Below are 26,010 nucleotides of genomic sequence, written 5' to 3'. Positions count from 1 at the left end.
ATCGGACGAAGGCGCGGGACGGCGTCGGCCGGGGCGCCGGTCGGTGTGTCAGACTCGGTGGCCGGGCAGCCACGATGCCCCGATGGGAGGAACCGATGGGTCAGCAGCACCGGAGGGCGGCGACCGCCACCGTCCTGCTCGCGCTCCTGCCGGTCGCCCTGACCGCCTGCGGCGACGACGGGGCCCCCGGGGGAGCCACGCCCGCGGCGCAGCAGGCGCCGGCGCAGGAGGCGGCCGCCAAGAGCCGGGAGCGGGTGCAGGCATACCTGGACGCGCTGGCCGCCCGCGACGCCGCCGCCGGCCGCAGCCAGCTCTGCGCGCCGATGCAGGCCGCGTTCGACGCCGGGGCCACCGGCCCGAACGGCGACTTCGCCGACCACTTCACGGTGCCGCAGGCGACCATCACCGACGTCCGGTCCGGGCCGCACGGCCAGGAGGTCAGCGCCACGGTCACGGTGGCCGCCGGGTCCCGCACCGCGACCCGCGCGCTGCTGTTCACGGTCACCCGCACCGGCGCCGACTGGTGCATCTCCGGCGAGACGCCGGGCGGCCGGACCGCCCAGCCGACCGTCTCGCCCTGACCCGGGCGCCGGTGTGGCGCTGATCTCCCAACCACCGGAACCGTCCCCCTCGGCGGTGGGCGGCCTCGACGGTCGCCGTACGCTTTCCTTCATGCGCCATGAGTGGCATCAGCTGAGTCACCCCGCCGTGGGCAGCCCCGGTCTGCAGACCAGCCGCCCGACCGCCGACTCCGCCGAGGACGCTGCCCTCGGCCTGGACCGATGGCGGGAGCTGCCACGCGCGCAGACCCCGCCCTGGGCCGACCAGGACCAGGTCGCCGAGGTCTGCACGGTGCTGGACACGGTGCCGTCGGTGGTCGCGCCCTACGAGGTCGACCAGCTGCGGCAGCGGCTGGCCCTGGTCTGCGAGGGCAAGGCGTTCCTGCTCCAGGGCGGCGACTGCGCGGAGACCTTCGCCGACAACACCGAGAGCCACCTGCTGGCCAACGCCCGCACCCTGCTGCAGATGGCGATCGTGCTCACCTACGGCGCGTCGCTGCCGGTGGTCAAGGTGGCCCGGGTCGCCGGGCAGTACACCAAGCCCCGGTCGCTGCCCACCGACGCGCGCGGGCTGCCGGCCTACCGCGGCGACATGATCAACTCGCTGGAGGCCACGCCGGAGGCGCGGGTCGCCGACCCGCAGCGCATGATCCGGGCGTACGCGAACTCGGCCGCCGCGATGAACATGCTCCGGGCGTACCTGGCCGGCGGGCTCGCCGACCTGCACGCGGTGCACGACTGGAACAAGGACTTCGTGCGGCAGTCGCCGGCCGGGGAGCGCTACGAGGCCATCGCCCGGGAGATCGACCGGGCGCTCGCCTTCATCCGCGCCTGCGGGATGACCGACGACGAGGCGCTGCGCACGGTCACGCTCTACTGTTCGCACGAGGCCCTGGCCCTGGAGTACGACCGGGCGCTGACCCGGATCTCCAACCGCAAGGCGTACGGCCTGTCCGGGCACTTCCTCTGGATCGGCGAGCGGACCCGCCAGATCGACGGCGCGCACATCGACTTCATCTCCCGGATCGCCAACCCGATCGGGGTCAAGCTCGGCCCGACCACGACGCCGGACGAGGCGATCGAGCTCTGCGAGAAGCTCAACCCGGACAACATCCCCGGCCGGCTCACGCTGATCAGCCGGATGGGCAACCACCGGGTGCGCGACGCGCTGCCCCCGATCGTCGCCAAGGTGACCGCCGCCGGGGCCAAGGTCGTCTGGCAGTGCGACCCGATGCACGGCAACACCCACGAGTCCTCCAACGGCTACAAGACTCGGCACTTCGACCGGATCGTCGACGAGGTGCTCGGCTACTTCGAGGTGCACCGCGGCCTGGACACCCACCCGGGCGGCCTGCACGTCGAGCTGACCGGCGAGGACGTCACCGAGTGCCTCGGCGGCGCCCAGGGCATCGAGGACCTCGACCTGCCCGACCGGTACGAGACCGCCTGCGACCCGCGACTGAACACCCAGCAGTCGCTGGAGCTGGCCTTCCTGGTTGCGGAGATGCTCCGTGGCTGACGCGAGGAGTGAGCTTGCGAGCCCCGCAGTCGGCAGCCGAAAGGAGGCACCGTGGATAGTGTGATCGATCTTCGGTCGGACACCGTGACCCGGCCGACGCCGGGGATGCGGGAGGCGATGGCCACCGCCGAGGTGGGTGACGACGTCTACGGGGAGGACCCCACCGTCGCCGCCCTCGAGGCCGAGGTGGCCGCCCGGTTCGGGCACGAGGCCGCGCTGTTCGCCCCGTCCGGCTCGATGGCCAACCAGATCGCCCTCCAGCTCCACGTCCCGCCCGGCGACGAGCTGCTCTGCGACGCCGACGCGCACGTGGTCACGTACGAGATCGGGGCCGCGGCCGCGTACGCCGGAATCTCGTCGCGGACCTGGCCGGCGGTCGGCGCGGAGATCGACCCGGACGTGGTCGCCGGGATGGTCCGGCCGGACGGCTACTTCGCGGTGCCCACCCGGGCGATCGCGGTGGAGCAGACGCACAACCGGGGTGGCGGCGGGGTGATCCCGCTGTCGACGCTGCGCCGGCTGCGGGAGGTCGCCGACGGGCACGGGCTCGCCCTGCACTGCGACGGCGCCCGGATCTGGCACGCGCACGTCGCCGACGGGGTGCCGCTGGCGGAGTACGGCGCGCTGTTCGACACCCTCTCGGTCTGCCTGTCCAAGGGCCTCGGCGCGCCGGTCGGCTCGCTGGTCGTGGGCAGCGCGGAGAAGATCACCCGGGCCCGGTTCCTGCGCAAGCGGATGGGCGGCGGCATGCGGCAGGTCGGCATCCTCGCCGCCGCGGGCCGCTACGCGTTGGCGCACCACGTCGAGCGGCTCGCCGACGACCACGCCAAGGCCGCCCGGCTGGCCGAGGCGGTCGCGCCGCACGGCGTGCTCGCGACCGCGGTGCGCACCAACATCGTGCCGCTCGACCTGACCAAGCATCCGCTCGACGCGCCCGCCCTGGCGGCGGCCGCGCGGGCGGAGGGCCTGCTGATCTCGGTGCTCGGCCCGCGTACGGCCCGGCTGGTCACCCACCTGGACGTCACCGACGCGCAGGTGGACCGCGCCGCCGAGACCCTCGCCACCATCCTCCGCGCCTGACCCCGGCGCGGCCTTCCTGATCACGAAGCTGGTCGGCCCCGCCCGGCCGGTCAGGGGTGGAGGCGCTTGAGGGCGGCGATGTCGGCGGCGTGGCCGACGTGCTTCTCCGTCGGCGTCTCCACCAGCACCGGTACGCCCGCGGTCGCCGGGTGGCGCATCAGCTCGGCGAACGCCGGCTCGCCGATGCTGCCCTTGCCGATGTTCTCGTGCCGGTCCCGGGTGGAGCCGCACAGGTCCTTCGAGTCGTTGGCGTGCACCAGCCGCAGCCGGTCCGCGCCGACGGTGGCGACCAGCGTGTCCAGCGTGGCGGTCATGCCGCCCTCGGCGGCCAGGTCGTGCCCGGCCGCCCACGCGTGACAGGTGTCGAAGCAGACGCCCAGCATGGGGTGCCGGTCCACCGCGTCGAGGTAGGGGCCCAGGTGCTCGACCCGCGAGGCCAGGGACCGGCCGCCCCCGGCGCTCGGCTCGACCAGCAGCATCGGCCCGCCGACCGCCGCCGTCTCGTCCAGCAGCGGGAGCAGCGACTCCCGGACCTGCCGCAGGGCCGCCTCCGCGTGCCCGGCGTCGACCGCGCTGCCGGCGTGGAACACCACCCCCTCGGCGCCGATCGCGCGACCCCGCCGCAGCGCGTGGGCCAGCGTCTCCGCCGACCGGGTGACCGTGGCCGGGGTGGGGGAGCCGAGGTTGACCAGCAGCGAGGCGTGGATGAACACGGGCAGCCCGCGTTCGCCGCAGCCGTCCCGGAACAGCGCGTCCTGCGCCGGGTCGCCCGCCGGCAGCGCCCAGCCGCGCGAGTTGGAGACGTAGACCTGCACCACCTCCGAGGCGGCCGCCTCGGCGTACGGCAGCGCCGCCCGGGCCAGGCCGCCGGAGGTGGGCGTGTGCGACCCCACCCGCCGGCGTCCGCCCGTCGCGTTCACCGGGCGCTCACTCCTCGCGCTCACAGGGCCGGTCTTCGTTCGCGACTGCGGGGCTCGCAGGACCGGCTCGCTCCTCGCGCTCACAGGGCCGGTCTTCGTTCGCGACTGCGGGGCTCGCAGGACCGGCTCGCTCCTCGCGCTCACAGGGCCGGTCTTCGTTCGCGACTGCGGGGCTCGCAGGACCGGCTCGCTCCTCGCGCTCACAGGCAGGTCACCGTGACCGTCGTGCCCGGCGGCACCGGCGTGTTCTCGGCCGGGTTCTGCAACCGGGCCACGCCGTTCGGGTTGAGCTGGATGTTGACCGGGAAGCCCTGGCTCTCCAGCGTCTGCTTGGCCTGCTGGCAGGGCATGTCGATCACCCGCGGGACGGCGACCTGCGCCGGGCCCTTGCTGATCTCCAGCTTGACCTTGGCGCCCTTCTCCACGCCGGTGCCGTCGGCCGGGCTCTGACCGAGGATCTCGTCCTTCGGCTTGTCGGAGTCCTTGTAGTTCTCCTCCGGGGTCAGCCCGAGCTGCCCGAGGATCGTCCGCGCCTCGTTGACGTTCTTGCCGACCAGGTTCGGCACGCTCACCGGGGCGCGGCCCTTGCTGAGGATCAGCGTCACCTTCGACCCGGGCTTGACCACCGTGCCGACCTTCGGGTCGGTGGCCAGCACCACGCCGGCCGGCAGCACGTCGTCGTAGCGGGAGGAGCCCTTGGCCGGCACCAGCTTGAGGCCGGTCAGCTCGGCCTGGGCCAGCTCGAAGTCCTTGCCCACCACGTCCGGCACCGGCAGCCGCTCCGGGCCGAGCGACAGGGTCAGCGTGATCGTGCCGCCCTTGACGATCCGGGTGGCCGACGCCGGCGCCTGCCCGAGCACGGTGTCCTTCGGCACCTTCTCGTCGTGGCGGGGGTCGGCGTAGCGCAGCGTGAAACCACCGCGCTGGGCCTGCGCCTCCGCCTCGGCCTTGGTCAGGCTCACCATCTGCGGCGCGACCGTGTAACGGCCGACCCCGAACCACCAGCCGCCGATCGCCGCCACCAGGCCGAGCACCACGACCGCCGCGGCGACGGCGAGGCGGCCGCGCGGCGAGCCCATGACCCGGGTACGCAGGGCGGACAGCCGTGCGCCCAGCCCCTCCGGCTCGTCGGCCCGACGCCGGTGCGGGCGCTGCCCGCCGCTCTCGGGCAGCCGGGCCCACGGGGGACGCTCGGCGGGCCGGACCGCGGCCACCACCTGGGTCGGCTGGCTCAGCACCGCCGTGTCGTCGCTCACCCGGCGCAGCACCGCGGTGTGCGCGTGCGGGTTGCCCAGTTCGTCGCGAGCCGCCTGCACCTCGGTCAGCAGCGCGCCGGCGTCGGCCGGGCGGGCGGCCGGGTCGCGGCGGGTGGCCCGGGCGACCAGCGCGTCCAGGACCGGCGGCAGCGCCGGGACCAGGGTCGACGGGGCCGGCACGTCGCGGTCGACGTGCTGCCAGGCGACCTCGACCGGCCGGTCGCCGTCGTAGGGAACCCGGCCGGTGAGCATCTCGAACAGCACGATGCCGGCGGAGTAGACGTCGGTGCGCGGGTCCGCGTGCCCCTGGGTGACCAGCTCCGGCGCCACGTAGGCGACGGTCGCCATGAGCTGGTTGCCGTTCTCCTCCTCGGCGCTCGCCTCGACAGCCCGGGCCAGCCCGAAGTCGGCCACCTTGACCACGCCGTCGACCAGGTTGCCGCTGCCGCCGGTGGGCGCCTCGGCGACCAGCACGTTCTCCGGCTTGACGTCGCGGTGCACGAGGCCGGCGCGGTGCGCGGCGGCGATCGCGGCGAGCATCTGCTCGGCGATCGCGAGCGCCTCGTCGGGGGCGAGCCGGCGCCGCTCGGCGAGCACGTCGCGCAGGGTCCGGCCGCGGACGTACTCCATCACCAGGTAGGGCAGGCCGGCGTGGATCCCCTGGTCGTAGACCGCGACGACGTTGGGGTGGGTGAGCCGGGCGATGGTCTTGGCCTCGTCGGTGAAGCGCTCGACGAAGCCGGCCATCCGGGCCCGCGCCTGCGGCGCCTGGGTCGGGTGAATGATCTTGACCGCCACGGTGCGCTCCAGGCGCTCGTCGGTGGCGGTGTACACGGTCGCCATGCCGCCACGAGCCACGCGACCGCGAATGCGGTAGCGCCCGTCGATCAGCGAGCCCAGCAACGTGTCGGCGACCTGTGTGTCCATCGGCAGGCAGTCTATGTGTCGGGACGGTGAAGGTTGAACAGGATGCTACCGCCGGGTTCGGACGAGGGGGGACCGCCGCGCTGCCGCCCCCCGGGTCCGGGGTGCCGTGCAGCCGGTGGGGCGGGCACGTGGCAGGGTGGTCGGGTGACCGATTCCGTACCCACCGAGACGGGCGCCGACCTGCCCGGACCCACCGACCCCGCCGGCTGGCTGACGCTGCCGGACGTGGCCGAGCGCCTCGACCTGTCGATCAGCAAGGTGCACCAGATGATCCGGGACCGCGAGCTGCTCGCGATCCGCCGTGACGGTGTCCGCCGGATCCCCGCCGACCTGGTGGCCAACCGCACCGTGCTCAAGCACCTGCCCGGCGTGCTCAACCTGCTCGCCGACGCCGGCTACGACGACGAGGAGGCGTTGCGCTGGCTCTACCGGGAGGACCCGTCCCTGCCCGGCACGCCGGCCGTCGCGCTCGGCGGCGACCTGGCCCGCGAGGTCAAGCGCCGCGCCCAGGCCGTCGCCTTCTGAACCGCCCCCCGGTTCCCGCCCGTCGATCATGAGGTTGGCGGCACGATCGGAGATCAACTCCGCCGTCAACTTCATGATCGACGGGGCGGGGGTGGGGTCAGTCGGTGCGGCGGGTGGCGGCCATGGCCAGGTCGACCAGGGCCTGGCGGGCCTCGGTGTCGAGGTCGACGGTGGTGAGCGCGGCCAGGGCGCCCTCGGTCAGGCCGGCGATCCGGCGCTCGGCGCGCGCCAGCGCGCCGCTCGACGTGATCAGCTCGCGCAGCCGGGCCACCCCGGCGGCGTCCAGATCCGGCGCGCCCAGACCGCTCAGGAGCAGCTCCCGGCCGGTCGGGTCGAGCGTCTCCAGCGCCGCCGCCACCAGATAGGTGCGCTTGCCCTCACGCAGGTCGTCGCCGGCCGGCTTGCCGGTGCGCTCCGGGTCGCCGAAGACACCCAGCACGTCGTCGCGGAGCTGGAACGCCTCGCCCAGCGGCAGCCCGTACGCCGAGTAGGCAGCGTGCACCTCGGCCGGCGCGCCGGCCAGCGCGGCGCCCAGCAGCAACGGGCGCTCGACCGTGTACTTCGCCGACTTGTACCGGGCCACCTTGCCGGCCCGTTCCAGCGACGTGTCGCCGGTGGCCTGGGTCAGCACGTCCAGGTACTGCCCGACGGTCACCTCGGTGCGCATCTCGTCGAAGACCGGCCGGGCCCGCGCCACCGTCGTCGGCGCCAGGCCGGCCGAGTGCAGCAGCTCGTCGGACCAGACCAGGCAGAGGTCGCCCAGCAGGATCGCCGCGGCGTCGCCGAACGAGTCGGCGTCGCCGCCCCAGCCGGCCGCCCGGTGGCGCGCGGCGAACCGCCGGTGCACCGCCGGCTCACCCCGGCGGGTGTCGGAACGGTCCATCAGATCATCGTGGATCAGGGCGCTGGCCTGCACGAACTCCAGCGCGGCCAGGGCGGCCACGATCTGGTCGGAGTCGACCCCGCCGGCGCCCCGATAGCCCCAGTAGCCGAAGGCCGGGCGCAGTCGCTTCCCGCCGCCCAGCACGAACGCCTCGATCGCCTCGGCGACCGGCAGCAGGCCGTCGTCGACGGCGGTCAGCCAGCCACGCTGGCCGGAGAGGAACTCGGTGAGCGCCTTGTCGATCCGCTGGCGCAGGCCGGCACGGTCGACCGGGGAGACGGGAGCAGCGTGGGTCACGCCCCGACGCTAGTCGCTCCCGACCCGTCGTGGCGCGCCCCCACCCCGGCGTGCCGCGCGACGCGTCGGGTGCGCCCGTCGCGCCCGCGCCTCCCCGGACCAGCCGGGGGCCGGCCCGGGGAGGTAGGGACGGGCGGACGCGGTCAGCCCCGCGTAGCGCCGGGCGGCCGGTTCGGACGGGCGGGCGGCCAGGGCGCGGCGGAACTCGGTGAGCTGGCCGACGGCCCGGTGCGAGCCGGAGCGGACGGCGTCGAGCAGAGCCGCCGAGGCCACCTCGCACGCCTCGGGCACCTCACCGAGTCGCAGGTGCGCCCGGGCCAGCCAGCTGCCGTAGACGGCGGCCCGGCGCGGTCGGCCCGGGACCGTCGCCGCCCGGGCCAGCAACGGGACGGCGCGCGCCGGACGGCCCGCCGCGACCAGGGTCCGCCCGGTCATCGCCGCCAACTCGGCCTCGTCGAGCCAGTAGAGCCAGGGCGGTTCCCGCCCCGGCTCCGGCGTACCGGCCCCGGCCGCGCCGGCGAGCGCCCGGTCGGCGGCGCGGTGCCGGCCGGCGAGCGCCGCCGCGAGCGCGACCCGGTGCAGCAGCAGTGCCCGCAGGCCCGCTGAGGCGGTGGCGCGGCCGGCGGCGTACCCGATCCGGGCCAACGTGAGCGCGCCGGCCGGATCGCCGGCGTCGGCCAGCAGGTGGCTGGCGGACCCGAGCACGTACGCGGCGAGCGGCCGGTCCCCGGCGGCCAGGGCGGCGCGCAGCGCCAGCCGGTAGGCCACCAGACCCGCGGCCGGGTCACCGGCGTCGGCGGCCAGCCATCCGGCCAGCTGGGCCGACTCGGCCAGGACCGGCAGCAGCCGGCGCCGGCCGGCGGGCCCGGCGAGCCGGTAGCCACGTGCGGCGCGGCGCAGCCGGCGGGCGCCGAGCACGGCGAGGTCACCCCCGCCGAGCAGGTCGTCCCAGCGCCGCAGCGCGGCCAGCCCGACCCCGTCCGGTGGGGCGTCCGGCGCGGCGCGGGGACGGGCGCCGCCCGGCGGCGCGTCCGGACCCTCGGGCGCGGTCGGGGAGACGCCGACCACCGGGTCGGCGCGGAGCAGCGCGTCGCCGAGCGACCCGGCAGACGTGCCGCCGGTCGGGTCGGCGGCCCAGCGGTGCGCCAGGGTGAGCAACGCGAACCGGGCACGCGACCCGGCCGGGTCGACCGCCGCCGACGCCACGCCGAGGCGGCGGCTGCGCGCGGCGGCCTCGGCGATCAGCTCGCCGGGCACCCCGAGGACGGTGGCCAGCCACGCGGACCAGAAGTCACCGGGAAGGCGGACCTGGCGTTCCCACCGGGACACCTCGTGGCGGGTCAGGGTGGGCACGCCGGAGGCGGCGCAGAGCTCGGCGGCGACCCGCTGCTGACTCCAGCCGCGGGCGGAGCGCAGCTCGACCAGGAGCGGCCCGAGCAGGCGGGGGCCGGACGGCGAAGACGGGATCATCGGGTCCTCCGGGGCGACGGCGCGGGACGGCGACACCGACACCGGTCGTGCCGGACCGGCGCGTCACCGTCGTGGCGACCCCCGACGCGGGCCCCCGGGCCGGCCACCGGCCGCCCCACCGCGCTGCCGTCGTTTCTACCCCCGGGGTACGACGCTCCGGCGGTGCCTGCTCGCGGGCTGGGAACATCCTCGGCGCGCCCGCCCGGTCCGGCTAGAGTCGGTCCGTGGCGCTCGGTCTTCCCTCGGTCCTCCCCAACTCCCAGCCGGCGATCGGGGAGCTGATCCGTGACGGCCGGCCGACCTTCTCCTTCGAGTTCTTCCCGCCGAAGACGCCGGCCGGCGAGAAGCTGCTCTGGCAGGCCATCCGCGAGCTGGAGTCGTTGCGCCCGTCGTTCGTCTCGATCACCTACGGCGCGGGCGGCTCGACCCGGGACACCACGGTCGCGGTGACCGAGCGGATCGCCACCGAGACCACGCTGCTGCCGATGGCGCACCTCACCGCGGTCAACCACTCGGTCGCCGAGCTGCGACACGTCATCGGGCGGCTGGCCTCGGTCGGGGTGCGCAACGTGCTGGCCGTCCGGGGCGACCCGCCCGGCGACCCGGGTGGCGAGTGGGTCCCGCACCCCGAGGGCGTCCACTACGCCGAGGACCTGGTCCGGCTGGTCCGCGACAGCGGCGACTTCAGCGTCGGGGTGGCCGCCTTCCCGTACAAGCACCCGCGCTCGCCGGACGTGGCCAGCGACACCGCGCACTTCGTCCGCAAGTGCCGGGCCGGCGCCGAGTTCGCCGTCACCCAGATGTTCTTCGACGCCGACGACTACCTGCGGCTGCGCGACCGGGTCGCCGCCGCCGGCTGCGACACCCCGATCCTCGCCGGCGTGATGCCGGTGACCCAGATCGGCACCATCGAGCGGTCGGTGCAGCTCTCCGGGGCGCCGTTCCCCCGGGCGCTGGCCGAACGGTTCGAGCGGGTGGCCGACGACCCCGCGGCGGTCCACCGGCTCGGCGTCGAGCAGGCCGGCGAGATGTGCGCCCGGCTGCTGGACGAGGGCGTGCCGGGGATCCACTTCATCACCCTCAACCGGTCGACCGCCACCCGCGAGGTCTGGCAGCGGCTGCGTGCCGACGCCCGGGTGTGACCACCCGCCGGACGACACCCGAGCCGCCCTTCTACGGTTGATCCGTGGTGGGCACACAGCTGAACTGGGACCAGTACGCGACCGCGTGGGCGCGGCTGCACGGCGGGTTCGATCCCCGGACCGCGGCGCCGGTGGTGCGCGCCTGGCTGCGCTTCGCCTACCACGTGGGCTACGTGCTGGGCCGGCTGCGGGTCGGCCCGACCGCGGTGACCGTGTTCGGCGTGCTGCTCTGCTTCTGCGTACCCCTGCTGGTGGGCCGGGTCGGCGACGGACCGTTCCTGGGTTCGCTGTTCGTGCTGCTCGCCGCGGTGGCGGACAGCGTCGACGGCGCGGTGGCGGTGGCCACCAACCGGACCACCCGGCTGGGCTACGTCTACGACTCGGTCGCCGACCGCCTCGGCGAGGTGGCCTGGCTGATCGCGTTCTGGCTGCTCGGCGCGCCCGGCGCGCTGGTCGCGGCGGCCGGCGGACTGTCCTGGCTGCACGAGTACGTGCGGGCCCGGGCCGTGTCCGCCGGGATGCGGGAGATCGGCGCGGTGACCGTGGGGGAGCGGCCCACGCGGGTGTGTGTGGCCCTGGTCGGCCTGCTGGTCGCCGGGCTCACCGGGCTGATCGACGCCGACCTGACCGCCGGCACCATCACCATGGCGACCACGGTGTGGGTGCTGCTCGCCGGGTTCGGCCTCGGCCAGTTGCTCGCCGCCGTGCGTCGCGCCCTGGTCGACGCCGGCTGACCGCCCGCGCGGGCCCAGTGGGCGCGTCGCCTGGGGTGGGTGTTAACAGGGGGCCCCTCCTCTACCCGAGGCGTTAAGAAGGGGCCCTTCCTTACACCCTCACCAGGCCGGCCCGACCGCGTCGGCGACGATCTCCGCGGACAACGTCACCATGGGCAGCCCGCCCCCCGGGTGGCTGGAGCCGCCGACCAGCCACAGCCCGGCCGCCGGACCCCGGTTGGCCGGGCGCAGCAGGCCGCCCGCGGTGCCGTAGATCGCCCCGCCCGGCGCGCCGGTGGCCGCGTCCAGGTCGGCCGGGGTGCGGATCTCCCGGAACACCAGCCGGTCCCGCACGTCCACGCCGCGTTCGGCGAGCACGTCGAGGATCCGGTCCGCGTACGCCTCGGCCAGCCCGGGCCGCCGCCAGTCCACCGCCCCGGCGGCGGTGCCGTGCCGGGGCGCGTTGACCAGCACGAACCACGCCTCGTGGCCGTCCGGCCGGACCGTCGGGTCGTCGGCGGCGGTGACGAAGACGGTCGGGTCGGGCGCCGGGCGGGCCCGCACCCCGCGACCGGGGTCGCCGAAGACGGCGTCGAACTCGGCGTCGTAGTCGCCGGGGAAGAAGACGGTGTGGTGGGCCAGCCCGGAGTCGCCGCGGACGCCGAGCAGCAGCACGAAGCCGGCCAGGCTGCGGTCGGTGAGTGCGGCCAGCCGGCGCGGGTCGGGCAGCAGGTCCCGGTAGACGGTGAGCGCGTCCACGTTGGCCACCACCACGTCGGCCGGAACGGGGGCGGCCGACCCGGCGACGCGTACCCCGTGCACCCGGCCGCCGGCGGCGTCGATCCGGGTGACCGCGGCGTCGGTGCGCACCACCACGCCCAGGTCCAGGCAACGCGACAGCAGCGCGTCGGCGAGCGTGCCCAGCCCGCCGCGCAGGTACCAGCCGCCGTACGCCAGCTCCGCGTAGGGGACGGCGACCAGCGCGGCGGGCGCGCGGCGCGGGTCGGCGCCGGTGTAGGTGGCGTAGCGGTCGAGCAGCATCCGCAGTCGCGGGTCGGACAGGTACCGGCGGCCCAGGCCGCGCAGCGTGCGGCCGGGGCCGATGGCGGCAAGGTCGCCCAGCCGCCAGGCCAGCGCGGCCAGGTCGCGCGGGGAGTCGACGGTGCGGCGCAGGATGTCCCGGTGCGAGGCCGCCCACACCCGGTCGGCCCGGCGCCACAGCCGCTGCCAGTCGGCGGCGGACCGGTCGCCGAACGCGGCGCCGACGCGGGCGGCGAACTCGTCCGGGTCGGCGCAGGAGTCCAGCGTGGGACCGCCGCCCGGGAAGACGTGCCGCACGATCGGGTCCAGCGGGACCAGATCGAGGTATTCGTCGAGCTTCGCGCCGGTCGCCTCGAACAGGTCGGAGAAGACCTGCGGCAGGGTGACCAGGCTCGGCCCGGTGTCGAAGCGCCACGCCCCCTCCGGGGTGCGGTGGGTGTAGCGGCCGAGTTTGCCGCCGACCGTGCCGGCCCGTTCGAGGACGGTGACCTCGTGCCCGGTGACCGCGAGCCGGGCGGCGGCGGCGAGGCCGCCCACGCCGGCGCCGATGACCACGATGCGCGCCATGACGTGCCCCTCCTAGGTGACCGGGCGACCCCGCCAGGTGAGCCGGCGTCGCTTCCGCAGATGGTACGACCGGACGGTCAGCCAACCGAGGACCACGACCGACACGGGGTGCGCCAGCGCGTCGGGCCAGGCCCGGCCGCCGGTGGCGCGGGCGCTGACCACGCGCCCCGCGACGCCGCCCAGGTAGGCCAGGAACGCCACCGCGGCCACCGCCGGCGCGCCGGCCACCAGCGCCGACACGGCCAGCAGCGGCGGCGCCGTGTAGAGCAGGAGCAGCAGGATCAGCACGGCGGCCGCGCCGGCCGGGTGGCCGAACGACGCCCAGAGCGACTTGGTGTAGCCGTCGCGCAGCTGCGGCCAGTCGTCGTACATCCGGCAGGAGGCCAGCCGGGAGCCGTCGGCCAGCGCGATCCGGCCGCCGGCCCGCTTCACCGCCCGGGCCAGCTCGATGTCCTCCAACACCTTGTCGGCCACCGCCGCGTGCCCGCCGGCCCGCAGGTAGCCGGCCCGGTCCACGACCAGGAACTGCCCGCCCGCGGCGGCCAGCGAGGGCCGCCGCGAGCGTTCCATCGCGCGCAGCGGCAGGAACGTCAGCCACAACCACTGCAACAGCGGCTGCACCAGCCGGTCGGCCGCGGTCCGCACCACGATCCGGGGGTACGGCGACAGCAGCGTCGCGCCCGCCGCGCGCAGCTCGGCCACCGCCGCCGCGACCGCGTACGGGGTGAGCACCACGTCGGCGTCGACGAACGCCAGCACCGTCGGTTCCGGGTCGGCCCGGGTGGCGAGCTGCCAGCAGGCATGCGGCTTGCCCAGCCAGCCGGGCGGTGGGGCGACGCCGCTGAGCAGCGTCACTCGGGGATCGGCGCCGGCCACCGCGCGGACCACGTCGGCGGTGCCGTCGGTCGAGCCGTCGTCGAGCACCACGATCCGCAGCCCCGGCACCCCGCGCTGGGCGAGCAGCGCGTGCAGGCACGGGGTGACCCGGTCGGCCTCGTCGCGCAGCGGCAGCAGCACCGCCACCGCCTCGGCGACCTCCACCGGGGCGGCGCCCGGGCGACGCAGCCAGGCGAGCGCGTTGACGAGCGTGTGCCCGGTGAGCGCGGCGACCGCCACCACCAACGCGAGGGCGGCGGTCATGCCGGCGCGTCGACGCGCGGCGTGGGATCCGGCGCGGCGACCCGGTCCCGGCGGCCCCGCCACAGCGCCACCGCCAGCGGCACCGCGGCCACCGCCATGCCGGCCGCGCCCCAGAGCGCGGACGCGGGCAGCCGGAGGAAGACCGCGTGCGCCAGCACGCTGGAGGCGTACGTCCAGAGGTAGAGCGCGAACATCGGGGCGTCCCGGCCGTCGACCCGGTCGACGGACGGCCCGGCGAGCGGGCGCAGCGCGGCGGCCAACAGGACCGCGAAGCCCAGCCAGCCGAGGTAGTTGCTGACCGGGATGCCGGGCAGCCCGGGCAGCGCCGGGGTGGCGTCGAGCCAGGTCCAGTAGCCCTCGGCCACCATCTGCGGGTCGAGGAACAGATCCCACGCGGCCAGCCCCACCGCCGCGAGCGCGACCCGTGCAAGGAAGGGCCCCTTCTTAACGCCTCCGGTAGAGGAAGGGCCCCCTTTTAACGCCTGGGTGAGCCGGACCGCGGTGAGCCACGCCGGCCAGGCCATCCAGGTCCAGGCCAGCGGGATGATCAGCGGCACGCCGGCCAGCTTCGGGCCCAGCTCGCCGGAGTAGTCGTAGCTGCCGAACGGGAACCCGGTGGCCACGCCGAGCGCCTCGACGGCGAACCCGCCGCCGGTGGCGACGGCGACCAGCGCGGCCGCGGCCCGGACGCCCCGGGTGAGCAGCGCGTGGCCGACGGAGAGCAGCCAGCCGAGCACCACGGTGGCCACGGTCAGCCCGGCCCGGGTCGCGCCGCCGGTGAGCGGGTAGCAGATCTGGGCGAGGACCAGGACGGCCAGCAGCGCCCAGGGCAGCCGCACGCCTCTCACCGTGCCGCCTTTCGTTCGCGACTGCGGGGCTCGCAGGCCCGGCTCACTCCTCGCGCTCACCGTGCCGCCTTCGTTCGCGATTGCGGGGCTCGCAGGCCCGGCTCACTCCTCGCGCTCACCGTGCCGCCTTCGTTCGCGATTGCGGGGCTCGCAGGCCCGGCTCACTCCTCGCGCTCATGGCCGGTCCGGCGGGGGGAGTGGCAGGTCCCGGCCGAGCACGCCGAACGGCCGCTCGTCACCGGGGAAGTGAAAGTGCCGCAGGACGTCGGTGAAGCCGAACCGGCGGTAGAGCCGCCAGGCCCGGGACGTCTGCTCGTCGGCCTCGGGGGTGGAGAGGAGCGTGGTGTCGCCCTCGGCCATGGCGAGCAGCGCGCGCAGCTGGCGGGCGCCCAAGCCGTGCCCCTGCGCGGGTGGACGGACGTGCAGCTCGACCACCTCGAACGGATGGGTCAGCCAGCGCTGCCGGGCCGGCGGGGTCAACGCCCGCAGCACCTGGTCGTGCCACCACTGGCCGCTGGCGCCGAGGTAGCCGTACCCGAAGCCGGCCAGGTGTCCCTCGGTGGTCAGGCTGGCGACGGCGCGGAAGCCGGGCCGGCGGACGTGGGTGGCGATGTAGCCGCGCCGGGCCTCCAGCAGGTCGGGACGGTAGCCCATCGCCTCGCCGTAGACGGCCACCACGTCGTCCAGACGCCGGACCAGGTCGTCCGGCGTCCACCGCACCAGCCTCATGCGTTCCCTCTCGCCGAGTCGGGGTCGCCCTCGGCAGCGACCCAGCCGAGCACCCCACGGTCGCCGACCACGTCGCCCACCGCGAACCGCGCGAACAGTTCCTCCGCGTACCAGCCCTCGGTGGGGGTGCGGGTGATCGCGGCGCGGTGCTCGGGGGAACGGTACGCGAACGCGACCAGGTCCGCCGGGTCGCGCCACACGCTCACCGTGCCCTGCCAGCCCAGCGGCGCCTCGCCCACGCCGAACCGGGCGAGCAGCCCCGGCGCGGCGTGCAGCGCGCCGGCGACCGGCGGGATCGCCCGCCAGAACGTGGCCGCCCGCCGGGCCCGCAGCCGGGCCCGGGTCAGCGCCAGCACCGGCCCGGTGACCCGGCCGCCGGCCGGCGCGCCGAACGGCTCCCGGCCGGACCACTGGCCCCGGCTGGTCAGCGGGCGCAGCTCCACCCGCACCGCGGCGCCCGCGATCCGGGCCCAGGACCGGGCGACCGGGGAGGAGTCGAAGCCTGCCGCGTCGGCGGGGGAGTCCCACACCACCAGCGCGGCCCAGCGGGTCAGGTCGGCGTCGCCCGGCCCGAAGCCGGTGCCGGTCCCGGTGCCGAGCAGCTTGGCGAAGCGGACGCCGGGCAGCCGGCGCAACCGGGCCGGGTGGGTGGCCATCCGGGCCAGCGCCCCGGGCACGGACCGGCGGGGGACGCGCCACACGTGCAGCGTGACGAGGTCGGGGTTCACGCCACCTCGGCCGGGGTGCCGGCGGTGATCCGCAGCAGTTCCGCGTACGTGGTGGGGAACACCGCCTGGGGCACGCCGCCGGCCGCCCACACCTCGTCGTATCCGGCCAGGGCCGTGTCGACCAGGGTGCGCAACGGTCCGGGGTGGCCGACCGGGGCGACCCCGCCGATCACCTGGCCGGTGTGCCGCCGGACGAAGTCGGGGCTGGCCCGGCGCAGGTGGGTCACGCCCAGCGTGGCGGCCAGCCCGGCGGTGTCGACCCGGTGCGCGCCGGAGGTGAGCACCAGCAGCGGCGCGTCGTCCGCGTCGAAGATCAGCGAGTTGGCGATGGCGCCGACGGCGACGCCGAGCGCGTCGGCCGCCGCGGCGGCGGTGTGCACCGCCTCCGGCAGCAGGCGGATGCGGCTCGGGCCGCCGGAGCCGTCCCGCGCCCCCGCGTCGTCGAGCGCCCGCTGCACCGCCTGCACGTTCGGGTGTGGCTGCATGCCGCCATTCTCCCCGCCGCGCCCGCCCGGCGCGCAGCCACCCACGCCGCGTCCCGCCGGCCCGGCTACCGGAACCGGTCGGCGAGCCCGGTCAGCTTGGCGACGTACGCGGGCCAGTCGTGGTCCCGGGGGAGGCTGGTGTTCCCCTGCTGCCAACCGATCGCCCCGTCGTGCTGTTCGCGCAGGATGTCGGCCTGCCCCGCGTGGCGGGCGAGGTCGTAGACCACGCGCACGACGATCTCGTGCAGGGTCACGTCCGGGGCGTCCGGCCCCCACCACGGCACCCGTCCCGGGGCGTCGAGCGGCAGCTCGGCGATCGTCTCGTCGGCGAAGGCCCCGACGCGCCGGTAGAGGTCGATCAGCCCGTCCTTCGTCTCGTCCTCCCGGGCGTACCAGTCCGCCTGGGGGTCCTCCTCCTGCGCGGCCAGGGAGACCAGTTCCTCGGGCGTCGGGAACTCGCGACCGAAGGTGGGCCCGAAGTAGCCGGCCTCGACGTTGAGGCAGTGCTTGATGATGCCCAGCAGGCTGGTGCCGGTCGGGGTACGGGGCAGCCGGGCGTCGCGTTCGCCCAACCCGTCGAGCTTCCAGATCAGGTCGTCGCGGCACGCCTGGAGGTAGTGGCGCAGCGCCGTCTTCGGGTCGTCCTTGTCAGCCATGCGCGTCAGTCTGCCGCCCCCGGACGAGCCGGTGGGGTCACGGCGGGTCGCCGCCGGTGGCGCGGGCGGCGATGAACGCGGCGATGCCGTCGAGGATGCGGGCCAGGCCGAAGTCGAGGGTGTCGTGGTCGGCCGGGCCGTGCGGGCCGGGGCGCAGTGCGGCGTCCAGCGCCGGGTAGCGATCCTCGCGGCCCCGCACCAGCGCGCCGAACGCCGCCTCCCGGCCGGACCCGGGCGGCAGGCCGGCCAGGTTGCGGGCGTGCCCGACCAGCAGCGTCGCCACGTCCAGCCGCTCGGTCGCGGTGAGCCCCGTCCCGGCGAGCGCGGCGACGACCCGTTCCACCCAGGACAGTTCGTGCGGTCCGGGCAGCCGGGCGCCCACGGCCGCCGCCTGCGCCCACGGGTGCCGGCGGAACCGCTCGACCAGCCGCCGGGTCCAGTCGTCGAGCTGACCGCGCCAGTCGGCCCCGGCCGGCGCCGGCGGGGGTTCGCCCAGCGCCGCGTCCAGCATCAGCGCGACCAGCTCGGCCCGTCCGGGCACGTAGCGGTAGAGCGCCATCTTGGTGACGTCGAGCGACTCGGCGATCCGCTGCATGGTGAGCCCGTCCAGCCCGTCCACGTCGGCGACGGCGATGCCGGCGCGGGCCACGGCGGCCGGTGAGAGGGTGGGGCGGGGGCCTCGCCGAGGGCCGGCAGGCGCGCCCCAGAGCAGCTCGAACAGCTGTTTCTTGTCGACCTCGCCGGCCCGCACGGATGGCCCTCCCACCTCGCCGGGCGGCGCCGGTCCGCCCGCTACGCCGACGATACGGCCACCTGCGCTCCGGACCCGGCCCGGCCCGCGCCGGACCGGGCCGGGAAACGGGAACCGGGCCAGCCCGGCGTGGTCCGGACCCGCCCGGCGGCGTCCACCACCAGCGCGGCGTACCCGTCCAGGGTGGCCAGCCAGTCCGGGGCGTCCGGGCCGCGGGCGACCGCCGCGGTCGCGTACACGTCGGCCCAGAGCAGGTCGGGGCCGACCACGGTGACCGACCGGACGGCCCCGGCCGGTCGCCCGGCGCGGGGGTCGGTGATGTGCGTGCCGCGCCGGGCGGTGCCCGAGGTGGCCACCGCGCCGTCGGCCCGCTCGACCACGTCGAGCATCCGGTCCGGCCGGTCGGGGTCCTCGACGCCGACCCGCCAGGGCGGCCGGCCCGGCGTGGCCCGCAGCAGCACGTCACCGCCCGCGTTGAGGCACAGGTCGTGCCCCGCCAGGTCGGTCAGGTGCCGCGCGGCGCGCGCCACCGCCCAGCCCTTGACCAGCCCGGACGGGTCGAAGCCCACGCCGCCGAGGGGCAGCGGCAGGCGACGGGCGTCGAACCACCCGCCGGTACGCGCGCGGGCGGTCTCGCAGAGCGCGGCCACCTCGCGCAGCAGCGGGTGCGTGGTGGTGGCCGGGTCGGGCGGCGCGCCGCCGAGGCGACCCAGCTCGCTGTCCGGCCGGTACGTGCTGAACACCGCGTCGGCCCGGCGCAGCTCGGCGAAGACCCGGGCCACCCGCTCCGCCACCGCCTCGGTGCGCACCGCCGGACCGCGCAGGTGGACGCTGACCGGCAGCCCCATCACCTGCTCCACCCAGGCGCGCCGGTCCGACCCGGCCGGCGTGGTCACCGCAGGTGCGCCGCGTCGATGGCGGACTGGAGCGACTCCCGGTAGCCGTCGCTGGTGACGGTGGCCCCGGAGACGGTGTCGATCCGCGCGCTCTGCGCCGCCAGGGCCTCCTGCCGCAGGATCGGCACCGCGTAGTCGTTGATCTCCTGGTCCCGGTGGTTGCCGTCGGGCACCTGGACGGCGGCCACGTCGGTGATCTTCCCGCCGGAGACGGTGATCCGCACCTGCACCGGCCCCCACCGGGTCTGCGCCACCGACCCGGTGGCCGTGCCGCTGCCGTCGCCGCCGCTGTCGGTCGTGGCGCCGCCGGTGGCGACCGCGCCGGTCTCCCCACCCGCGCCCATGGTGCTGGTCCGGTAGCTGAACAGCAGCACCAGCGCGGCCACGGTGGACAGCAGCCAGACGGTGATCCGTCGCACGGATCCTCCCTTCGCGCCCGTCACCAGGCGAAGCGTTCGTGATGGACGTGCGCGTCGGGCACCCCGGCCGCGCGGGTCGCGACCCGGACGGCGTCGACCCAGCCGTCCGGCCCGCAGAGGAAGACGTCGTGTCCGGCCACGTCGGGGGAGAGCCGTCGCAGCGCCTCGGCGTCGGAGAGCCCCTCGGCGTACCTCGGCAGCCAGGACGGCCGCGCCGCCCGGGGCCCGACCAGGTGGTGCACCACCAGCCCGCGTTCGGTGACGAGGCGGTCCAGCTCGGCGGAGAAGACCAGGTCCTCCGGGGTACGCGCGCGGTGGACGAGCACCGCCTCGCCGGGCGTGTACGGCAGCTCCCAGAGCAGCGCCAGCAGCGGGGTGAGCCCGACACCGCAGGCCAGCAGCGTGATCCCGCCGCCCCGCCAGTGCTGTCCGGTGAGCCGCCCGTACGGCCCCTCGACCAGCACCCGGGTGCCGGGGCGCAGGGCGGCCACCCGGGCGCTGCCGTCGCCCAGGTCCTTGACCGTGATCCGGAGCAGGTCCCCCCGCGGCGGCGCGGACAGCGAGTACGGGTGGGCGCGGGACCAGCCGGGACCGTCCAGGAACCGCCAGAGCAGGAACTGGCCGGCCCGTACCGGCAGCCGGTGCAGGTCCCGCCCGCGCAGCCAGACCGAGGTGACCCCGGGTGCCTCGGCGACCACCGCGGCCACCTCGATCCGGTGGCGCAGCGAGCGCCATGCGGGCAGGCCGAGCCGCCAGATCAGCACGCTGGCCAGCGCCAGCAGGTAGACCGTCCACCAGTAGGCGCGGGCGAGCGGCGAGGCGAGGAAGTCGGCGCCGGTCCAGAGCTGGTGCGGCAGCGCCAGCGCGACGCCCAGGTAGGCGTAGAGGTGCAGCAGGTGCCAGGACTCGTAACGCAGCCGCCGCCGGGCCGCGCGGACCGAGGTCACCACCACCAGCGCCAGCAGCGCCAGCGCCGCGGTGGCCAGCAGCATCCCGGGGTACGTGACGACGAGGTCCCAGGTCTCGGCGAGCACCCCCCGGCGGGCGGTGCCGGCGTATCCGAGCACGGTCAGCAGCACGTGCGTCAGCAGCAGGTGGAACGAGGCGAATCCGGCGAGCCGGTGCCAGCGGGCGATCCGGTCCTGGCCGAAGCGGCGTTCCAGCAGCGGCACCCGGGCCATCAGCACCACCTGGACCAGCATCAGGTCGGCGCTGACCAGGCCGGCGAGCCGGCCGAGCGAGGTGAGCCCGGTGGCGGCGCCGGCCAGCAGCTCCTGCACGCCACGGTCGGCGGTCCAGAGGGCGGTGACGACGAGCAGGCTGAGCGCCGCGAGGGCGCCGGCGACGTCGGCCCACCAGGCGGGGGCGGTCGGCGGCGGGCGGCGCGGGGCCCGCCGGCCGGCCACGGCGGCGGTCACCGGAGGGTCTTCTCGGTACGGCTGACGCTCATGGGGTAAACCCTGGGCCGGCGAGTTCCGGTTCTCCTTTGCCGCTGCTGTGCCCCGGCTGGGAATCCGACGGGGTGCCGGCGTGTCCCCGGCGCGTCACACGTTGCGTTTTCGTCGGTGGGGAGGTGTACTGTCAGGGTAGTTAGAACGAGTGTTCGATTCCGACCCCCGGGTCGGACACCTCGTTCCACGGCTCCGGAGACGGTGTTTCGCGGCACCGGCCTCCGGAAGGTGCGGCTCCGCGGGCCGCACCGGGCCTCGGACAGTCGCGAGTCCGGGCCCGACAGGCAGGTCGTCGCCCGCCGCCCACGACCCCCGGGCGGCGGGCGACGGACCCGCCGGTACGCCGGCCGGGTGTGGGTGTGGGGAAGCGTCCACACCCGGCCGGCCGCCACCTGAGGTGCGTCTTCCTCCGCACCGACCGCTCCGGGCGACCGGGCGACGGCTCCTCGTCGCGCGACCGCCCGCCCCGGCCACACGCGGAGGAGAGACCCATGCCGACCAGTCCGGCCCAGGCGCCCACGGTGCCCGCGCACGTGTTGCCGCACCGCACCCCCGCCCAGTTGCTCGTGGTGGCGCGCGAAGGGCTGGCCGAGGCCGCCCGCACCCGCCCCGACGGCCTCCGCTACGCCGCCGCCCACCTCGCGGCGCTGCGCGCCGCCGCCGCCGTGCTCGCCGCCCGGGCCCGCCCCGCGCCCACCCGGCGCAACCGGATCACCAGCGTCTGGGTGCTGCTCGCCACCGTCGCCCCCGAGCTGGACGAGTGGGCCGCCTACTTCGCCGCCGGCGCGAGCAAGCGGGCCGCCGCCGAGGCGGGCATCCCCCGCGTGGTCACCGGCCGGGAGGCCGACGACCTGCTCCGTTCCGCCGAGCAGTTCGTCACCGTGGTGGAGACCGCACTCGGGCTGGCCCACCAACCGACGCTCGACGGCCTGCACCGGCCCCTGCGGCTCGGCGGTTCCGACGCCCCGGCGCGATCCGGGGCGGCCGCCGCCTGACGTGGCGCCCGGCCGCCATCGGCGGGACCCCGGGCGGCCGGGCGCCGCTCCCACGGCACACGCGTGCCGCGCAGCACACGATCCACAGCACCATCCGCGGGCGGAGCCCGTGGCGAAACACGACGGGGGGTTGGTCCGATGGCGGGCCGCATGGTGGTCGGTTCCGCCGCCCTGGCCGAGCTGGTCCGGCCGGCGAGCGCGCCCGACCCGGCCGGCGGCCACCGGGTGCTCCCCGTCCGGGCCGAGTTGACCGGGCTGCTGCCCAACCGGGGCCTGCGTCGTGGCAGCACCGTCGCGATCGGCGCCGGCCAGCCCCGGCACAGCGGCGCCACCTCGCTGATCCTCGCCCTGCTCGCCGAGGCGTCCCGGGCCGGCTCGTGGTGCGCCGTGGTCGGCGTACCCACCTTCGGGGCCGGTGCGGCGGCCGAGGCCGGGATCGCCCTGGACCGGCTCGCGCTGGTGCCGCACCCCGGCCCGGAGTGGCCCACCGTCGTCGCCGCGCTCATCGACGGGGTCGACGTGGTGGTCACCGCCGTGCCGACCACGGTCGCCGCCTCGGTCGCCACCCGGTTGGCCGCCCGGGCCCGGCAGCGCGGCAGCGTCCTGGTGCCGTACGGGCGGTGGGACGGCGCGGACGTGACGCTCCAGGTGGTCCGTGGGGTCTGGCAGGGGCTCGGGCCCGGCCGGGGGCGGCTGCGCCGCCGCGAGGTGACCGTCTCGGCCCGCGGCCGGGGAGCGGCCGCCCGGCCCAAGGAGATCAAGGTGTGGCTGCCCGGCGACGAGCTGACCCGGGTGATCCCCCGCGCGTCCGGGGCCGGCGTCCCGTCCGTCACCGCCCCGGCCCGTCGGCTGCGCGTGGTGGCCCCCGCGGTGGGCCGGTGAGCACCGCCCCGCCGCGGGCCCTGCTGCTCTGGTGCCCGGATTGGCCCGTCCTCGCCGCCGAGATCGTCGACGGCGTGCCGGCCACCGACCCGGTCGTGGTGCTGCACGCCAACCGGGTGGTCGCCTGCTCCGAGCGGGCCCGGGCCGAGGGGATCCGGCGCGGGCTGCGCCGGCGGGAGGCCCAGGGGCGCTGCCCGCAGCTCACCGTGGTCGACCACGACCCCGGCCGGGACGCGCGGGCGTTCGAACCGGTGGTGGCCGCCGTCGAGGAGGTGGTCGCCGGGGTCGAGGTGATCCGCCCCGGCGCGTGTGTCACGGCCGCCCGAGGGCCGAGCCGCTACCTCGGCGGCGAGGAGGCGGCGGCCGAGCGGATCGTCGAGCACGTCGCCCAGAGCTGTGCGGTGGAGAGCCAGGTCGGCATCGCCGACGGGGTCTTCGCGGCCGGGCTGGCCGCCCGGGAGGGGCGCATCCTGCCCCCCGGCGGCACCCCGGAGTTCCTGGCCGGCCGGCCGGTCGAGGCGCTGGGTCGGCCCGCCCTGGCCGACCTGCTGCGCCGGCTCGGCGTCCGTACCCTCGGCGACTTCGCGGCGCTGCCCGCGGGGGACGTGCTGGCCCGGTTCGGCTTCGACGGGGCGCTGGCGCACCGGCTCGCCGCCGGCCGGGACGACCGGCCGCTCGTGGTCCGGCAGCCGCCCGTCGACCTGACCGTCACCGCCGACCACGACGAGCCGATCGAGCGGGTCGACGCCGCCGCGTTCGCCGCCCGCACGCTGGCCGAGCGGCTGCACGAGCGGCTCGCCGCTTACGGCCTGGCCTGCACCCGGCTCGGCATCGAGGCGGTCACCGCGCACGGCCAGGAACTGCACCGGGTCTGGCGACACGACGGCCTGCTGACCGCCGCGGCCATCGCCGACCGGGTCCGGTGGCAGCTCGACGGCTGGCTCTCCGGCAGCAACGGCCGGGGCGGGGCCCGGCCGGCCCGCCCGACCGCCGGCATCATCCGGTTGCGGCTGGTGCCGGACGGCGTGCTCGCCCAGGCCGGCCTGCAACCCGGGCTGTGGGGGGAGACCGGCGCGGAGCGGGAGCGGGCGCACCGCGCACTGAGCCGGGTGCAGGGCATCCTCGGCCCCGAGGCGGTGGTCACCGCCGTCCTCGGTGGCGGGCGCTCCCCGGCCGAGCAGGTGCGTCTGGTGCCGTGGGGCGACGAACGGGCGCCCGCCCGCCCGGCCCCCGCCCCTGCCGACCCTTCCGTCGTCGGGCGTCGCGTCGTCGGCTCTTCCGTCGTCGGGCGTCGCGTCGTCGGCTCTTCCGTCGTCGGGCGTCGCGTCGTCGGGGGACGGTGCGCTGGACCGGCCGGCCGAGGGGAGGCCGAGCTGACCGTCGACGAGTACGCCGGCACCCCGAATCCACGACCACGTCCACCCCCGCCGCGCTGGCCGACGGCGATGTCGCCGGATCCGCCGGCTCCGCCGCGCCGGGCGCCCCGGTCGTCGCCGCATCCGACGCCGTCTTGCCGACCGACGCGCGGACGAACCCGCACCGACGCAGGAGTTAGAGGGATGAGCGACGAGGAACGCCACGACTCGCTGGCCGATCAGGCTGCTGCCTGGATCCCTCCCTGGCAGCGGCCGTCCGCGCCCCAGGCCGCGCCCGAGCCGGACGACTCCAGTTCGGCCGCCGAGCAGGCGGAACCCGAGATCTCGGACACTTCTGACTCGCCACGAACCGGGACCGCCCACGATCTCGACTCCGCCGCAGGGCCGCCCAGAGATCTTGGAAGCGAACGGCCCTCAGAGGGGCCGATTCCTTCCAAGATCGCCGCAACCGGGTCGGATCTTGGTACGGGGGCGCCCCCGGAGGGGCGGGACCGTACCAAGATCTCTGGCGGAAGCGGGGCGGACGTCGGCACGTCCGAGCGGGACGCGGCGGACCAGGGGAGCGGGGAAGCGGGAACGAACGGCGTACCCCCGAAGCGGGGCGGCGGCGGCGGCGCCCGAGCCGGCGCCCGCGCCGGTGCTCGACGACGCGGAGCTGCGCGGCGCCCTGGAGGCCATCCTGCTGGTGGTCGACCAGCCGGTCAGCGAGCTGACCCTGGCCGAGGTCCTCGAACAGGCCCCGGAGCGCGTCGGCGCGATGCTCGACGAGATCGCCGCCGGCTACACCGCCGCCGGGCACGGGTTCGAGCTGCGCCGGGCCGCGGGTGGCTGGCGTCTCTACACCCGCCGGAATACGCCACCTACGTGGAACGGTTCGTACTGGACGGGCAGTCGGTCCGGCTGACCCAGGCCGCGCTGGAAACTCTCGCCGTGGTCGCCTACCGGCAGCCGGTGACCCGTTCCCGCATCTCCGCCATCCGGGGTGTGAACTGCGACGGGGTGCTCCGTACCCTGGTGGGTCGCGGCCTGGTCGAGGAGTGCGGCACCGAAGCGGACAGCGGTGCGTTCCTCTACCGGACCACCACCATGTTCCTGGAGAAGCTGGGGCTCAACTCGGTGGACGACCTGCCGCCCCTGGCCCCGTTCCTTCCCGACGACGTAGAAGAGCTTGCCGATGCGACGCGATGACCGTGCCCCGAAGCCCGACGCCCCCGTCTACGAGAGCGCCGAGCGCCTGCAGAAGGTGCTCGCCGCCGCGGGGGTGGGTTCCCGGCGCGCCTGCGAGGACCTGATCTTCCGGCGGCGGGTGACCGTGAACGGGCGGGTGGCGCAGCTCGGCGACAAGGCCGACCCGACCCGCGACGTGATCGTCGTCGACGGGGAGCGGCTCCAGGCCGACGTCCGGCTGGTCTACGTGGCGATGAACAAGCCGCGCGGAGTGGTCACCACCATGGCCGACGAGAAGGGCCGCACCGAGCTCGCCGACTTCATCGGCGCGCGGCTGGAGCAGCGGGTCTACCACGTCGGCCGACTGGACGCCGACAGCGAGGGCCTGCTCCTGCTCACCAACGACGGCACCCTCGCCCACAAGCTCATGCACCCGTCGTACGAGGTGCTCAAGACCTACCTCGCCGAGGTGGCCGGGCCGATCCCGCGCAACCTGGGCAAGCGGCTGACCGCCGGCATCGAGCTGGAGGACGGGCCGGTGAAGGTCCACGGGTTCAGGGTGGTCGACACGCTGGGCAAAACCGCCC

At 76.2% G+C, this 26,010-nt stretch carries 24 protein-coding genes and 2 pseudogenes; 11 read left to right on the top strand and 15 right to left on the bottom strand.

The annotated features are described in order from the left end of the window. The first annotated feature begins 95 nt into the window (after positions 1-95). The 3 genes from COO58_RS19740 (at position 96) to COO58_RS19730 (ending at position 3,159) form a co-directional block, all read left to right on the top strand. Positions 96-581: a hypothetical protein gene (locus COO58_RS19740; RefSeq protein WP_091573242.1), complete on the top strand. Its 486-nt coding sequence runs from the start codon at positions 96-98 to the stop codon at positions 579-581. A 91-nt stretch (positions 582-672) separates the two neighbouring features. Next, positions 673-2,079, top strand: a complete 1,407-nt coding sequence (locus COO58_RS19735; protein WP_091573243.1) for a class II 3-deoxy-7-phosphoheptulonate synthase — start codon at positions 673-675, stop codon at positions 2,077-2,079. Positions 2,080-2,139: 60 nt separating this feature from the next. Next, positions 2,140-3,159: a low specificity L-threonine aldolase gene (locus COO58_RS19730; RefSeq protein ID WP_098746685.1), complete on the top strand. Its 1,020-nt coding sequence runs from the start codon at positions 2,140-2,142 to the stop codon at positions 3,157-3,159. Positions 3,160-3,209: 50 nt separating this feature from the next. On the opposite strand, the gene COO58_RS19725 is transcribed toward COO58_RS19730, so the two are convergent. Together COO58_RS19725 and pknB are read right to left on the bottom strand one after the other, a co-directional pair. Continuing rightward, complete coding sequence (locus tag COO58_RS19725) at positions 3,210-4,079, bottom strand: deoxyribonuclease IV (protein ID WP_176558915.1); 870 nt, start codon at positions 4,077-4,079, stop codon at positions 3,210-3,212. Between the two features lie 200 nt (positions 4,080-4,279). Beyond that, positions 4,280-6,262: a Stk1 family PASTA domain-containing Ser/Thr kinase gene (gene pknB, locus COO58_RS19720; protein WP_091573245.1), complete on the bottom strand. Its 1,983-nt coding sequence runs from the start codon at positions 6,260-6,262 to the stop codon at positions 4,280-4,282. A gap of 144 nt (positions 6,263-6,406) precedes the next feature. Here pknB and COO58_RS19715 point away from each other — a divergent pair, with 144 nt between their 5' ends. Then, positions 6,407-6,787, top strand: coding sequence for an Rv2175c family DNA-binding protein (locus COO58_RS19715; protein ID WP_091573246.1), 381 nt, complete (start codon positions 6,407-6,409; stop codon positions 6,785-6,787). A gap of 97 nt (positions 6,788-6,884) precedes the next feature. Here COO58_RS19715 and COO58_RS19710 read toward each other — a convergent pair whose 3' ends face one another. Both COO58_RS19710 and COO58_RS19705 read right to left on the bottom strand, forming a co-directional pair. After that, the gene (locus COO58_RS19710; protein ID WP_098746683.1) at positions 6,885-7,967 is read right to left on the bottom strand and encodes a polyprenyl synthetase family protein; all 1,083 of its coding nucleotides are present in this window, start codon (positions 7,965-7,967) and stop codon (positions 6,885-6,887) included. A gap of 9 nt (positions 7,968-7,976) precedes the next feature. Next, positions 7,977-9,437, bottom strand: a complete 1,461-nt coding sequence (locus COO58_RS19705) for a transcriptional regulator (protein WP_255292721.1) — start codon at positions 9,435-9,437, stop codon at positions 7,977-7,979. A gap of 224 nt (positions 9,438-9,661) precedes the next feature. Here COO58_RS19705 and metF point away from each other — a divergent pair, with 224 nt between their 5' ends. Then, on the top strand, positions 9,662-10,579 hold the full coding sequence (gene metF, locus COO58_RS19700) for a methylenetetrahydrofolate reductase [NAD(P)H] (protein ID WP_091573248.1): 918 nt from the start codon (positions 9,662-9,664) through the stop codon (positions 10,577-10,579). A 44-nt stretch (positions 10,580-10,623) separates the two neighbouring features. After that, positions 10,624-11,313, top strand: coding sequence for a CDP-alcohol phosphatidyltransferase family protein (locus tag COO58_RS19695; RefSeq protein WP_098746681.1), 690 nt, complete (start codon positions 10,624-10,626; stop codon positions 11,311-11,313). A 99-nt stretch (positions 11,314-11,412) separates the two neighbouring features. Here the strand turns inward: COO58_RS19695 and COO58_RS19690 are convergent, their stop codons facing one another. From COO58_RS19690 to COO58_RS19640, 11 genes are all read right to left on the bottom strand, one after another. Further along, on the bottom strand, positions 11,413-12,900 hold the full coding sequence (locus COO58_RS19690) for an NAD(P)/FAD-dependent oxidoreductase (RefSeq protein ID WP_098746678.1): 1,488 nt from the start codon (positions 12,898-12,900) through the stop codon (positions 11,413-11,415). Positions 12,901-12,912: 12 nt separating this feature from the next. Further along, complete coding sequence (locus tag COO58_RS19685; RefSeq protein ID WP_098746676.1) at positions 12,913-14,040, bottom strand: glycosyltransferase family 2 protein; 1,128 nt, start codon at positions 14,038-14,040, stop codon at positions 12,913-12,915. Continuing rightward, entirely contained in the window at positions 14,037-14,888 is an 852-nt protein-coding gene (locus tag COO58_RS19680; protein ID WP_098746674.1) for a carotenoid biosynthesis protein, read from the bottom strand. Before COO58_RS19680 ends, COO58_RS19685 begins: the two co-directional genes overlap by 4 nt. 174 nt (positions 14,889-15,062) lie before the next feature. Next, positions 15,063-15,617 carry a GNAT family N-acetyltransferase gene (locus COO58_RS19675; RefSeq protein WP_091573252.1) on the bottom strand — a complete coding sequence of 185 codons (555 nt, stop codon included), beginning with the start codon at positions 15,615-15,617 and terminating at the stop codon, positions 15,063-15,065. Continuing rightward, on the bottom strand, positions 15,614-16,345 hold the full coding sequence (locus COO58_RS19670; protein WP_091573253.1) for a monooxygenase: 732 nt from the start codon (positions 16,343-16,345) through the stop codon (positions 15,614-15,616). Before COO58_RS19670 ends, COO58_RS19675 begins: the two co-directional genes overlap by 4 nt. Beyond that, on the bottom strand, positions 16,342-16,830 hold the full coding sequence (locus tag COO58_RS19665; RefSeq protein WP_098747304.1) for a YbaK/EbsC family protein: 489 nt from the start codon (positions 16,828-16,830) through the stop codon (positions 16,342-16,344). The genes COO58_RS19670 and COO58_RS19665 overlap by 4 nt, the downstream gene beginning before the upstream one ends. Positions 16,831-16,895: 65 nt before the next feature. Then, complete coding sequence (locus tag COO58_RS19660; protein ID WP_098746671.1) at positions 16,896-17,486, bottom strand: DinB family protein; 591 nt, start codon at positions 17,484-17,486, stop codon at positions 16,896-16,898. Between the two features lie 37 nt (positions 17,487-17,523). Beyond that, entirely contained in the window at positions 17,524-18,237 is a 714-nt protein-coding gene (locus tag COO58_RS19655; protein ID WP_176558914.1) for a TetR/AcrR family transcriptional regulator, read from the bottom strand. Positions 18,238-18,278: 41 nt separating this feature from the next. Further along, complete coding sequence (locus COO58_RS19650; RefSeq protein WP_098746669.1) at positions 18,279-19,133, bottom strand: FAD:protein FMN transferase; 855 nt, start codon at positions 19,131-19,133, stop codon at positions 18,279-18,281. After that, positions 19,130-19,552, bottom strand: a complete 423-nt coding sequence (locus tag COO58_RS19645; RefSeq protein ID WP_218012406.1) for an FMN-binding protein — start codon at positions 19,550-19,552, stop codon at positions 19,130-19,132. Before COO58_RS19645 ends, COO58_RS19650 begins: the two co-directional genes overlap by 4 nt. A 20-nt stretch (positions 19,553-19,572) precedes the next feature. Then, positions 19,573-20,970, bottom strand: a complete 1,398-nt coding sequence (locus COO58_RS19640; protein WP_255292720.1) for a ferric reductase-like transmembrane domain-containing protein — start codon at positions 20,968-20,970, stop codon at positions 19,573-19,575. A 524-nt stretch (positions 20,971-21,494) separates the two neighbouring features. On the opposite strand from COO58_RS19640, the gene COO58_RS19635 reads away from it, so the two are divergent. From COO58_RS19635 to COO58_RS19615, 5 genes and pseudogenes are all read left to right on the top strand, one after another. Beyond that, complete coding sequence (locus COO58_RS19635; RefSeq protein WP_098746667.1) at positions 21,495-21,998, top strand: SAV_6107 family HEPN domain-containing protein; 504 nt, start codon at positions 21,495-21,497, stop codon at positions 21,996-21,998. Between the two features lie 138 nt (positions 21,999-22,136). After that, a complete protein-coding gene (locus COO58_RS19630) occupies positions 22,137-22,880 on the top strand; it encodes a hypothetical protein (RefSeq protein WP_098746664.1) in 744 nt (247 codons plus the stop codon). Then, positions 22,877-24,124 (top strand): annotated as a pseudogene (locus tag COO58_RS19625) (DNA polymerase Y family protein); the annotation flags it as partial. The gene COO58_RS19630 and the pseudogene COO58_RS19625, both read left to right, overlap by 4 nt. Before the next feature lie 315 nt (positions 24,125-24,439). After that, positions 24,440-25,444, top strand: a pseudogene (gene scpB, locus COO58_RS31255) (SMC-Scp complex subunit ScpB). Continuing rightward, positions 25,431-26,010, top strand: a 580-nt coding sequence (locus tag COO58_RS19615) for a pseudouridine synthase (protein ID WP_098746661.1), incomplete at its 3' end; no start/stop codon positions are given. The pseudogene scpB and the gene COO58_RS19615, both read left to right, overlap by 14 nt.

Source organism: Micromonospora sp. WMMA1996 (assembly GCF_002573675.1).
Lineage (GTDB): Bacteria > Actinomycetota > Actinomycetes > Mycobacteriales > Micromonosporaceae > Micromonospora > Micromonospora sediminicola.
This window is presented reverse-complemented; position numbering and strand designations above follow the sequence as displayed.

What these genes read in the sequence shown, in the direction of transcription:
- COO58_RS19740 (WP_091573242.1), top strand. Translation starts at nt 96, where the DNA reads ATGGGTCAGCAGCACCGGAGGGCGGCGACCGCCACCGTCCTGCTCGCG.
- COO58_RS19735 (WP_091573243.1), top strand. Translation starts at nt 673, where the DNA reads ATGCGCCATGAGTGGCATCAGCTGAGTCACCCCGCCGTGGGCAGCCCC.
- pknB (WP_091573245.1), bottom strand. Translation starts at nt 6,262, where the DNA reads ATGGACACACAGGTCGCCGACACGTTGCTGGGCTCGCTGATCGACGGG.
- COO58_RS19705 (WP_255292721.1), bottom strand. Translation starts at nt 9,437, where the DNA reads ATGATCCCGTCTTCGCCGTCCGGCCCCCGCCTGCTCGGGCCGCTCCTG.
- COO58_RS19690 (WP_098746678.1), bottom strand. Translation starts at nt 12,900, where the DNA reads ATGGCGCGCATCGTGGTCATCGGCGCCGGCGTGGGCGGCCTCGCCGCC.
- COO58_RS19685 (WP_098746676.1), bottom strand. Translation starts at nt 14,040, where the DNA reads ATGACCGCCGCCCTCGCGTTGGTGGTGGCGGTCGCCGCGCTCACCGGG.
- COO58_RS19675 (WP_091573252.1), bottom strand. Translation starts at nt 15,617, where the DNA reads ATGAGGCTGGTGCGGTGGACGCCGGACGACCTGGTCCGGCGTCTGGAC.
- COO58_RS19665 (WP_098747304.1), bottom strand. Translation starts at nt 16,830, where the DNA reads ATGCAGCCACACCCGAACGTGCAGGCGGTGCAGCGGGCGCTCGACGAC.
- COO58_RS19660 (WP_098746671.1), bottom strand. Translation starts at nt 17,486, where the DNA reads ATGGCTGACAAGGACGACCCGAAGACGGCGCTGCGCCACTACCTCCAG.
- COO58_RS19635 (WP_098746667.1), top strand. Translation starts at nt 21,495, where the DNA reads ATGCCGACCAGTCCGGCCCAGGCGCCCACGGTGCCCGCGCACGTGTTG.
- COO58_RS19630 (WP_098746664.1), top strand. Translation starts at nt 22,137, where the DNA reads ATGGCGGGCCGCATGGTGGTCGGTTCCGCCGCCCTGGCCGAGCTGGTC.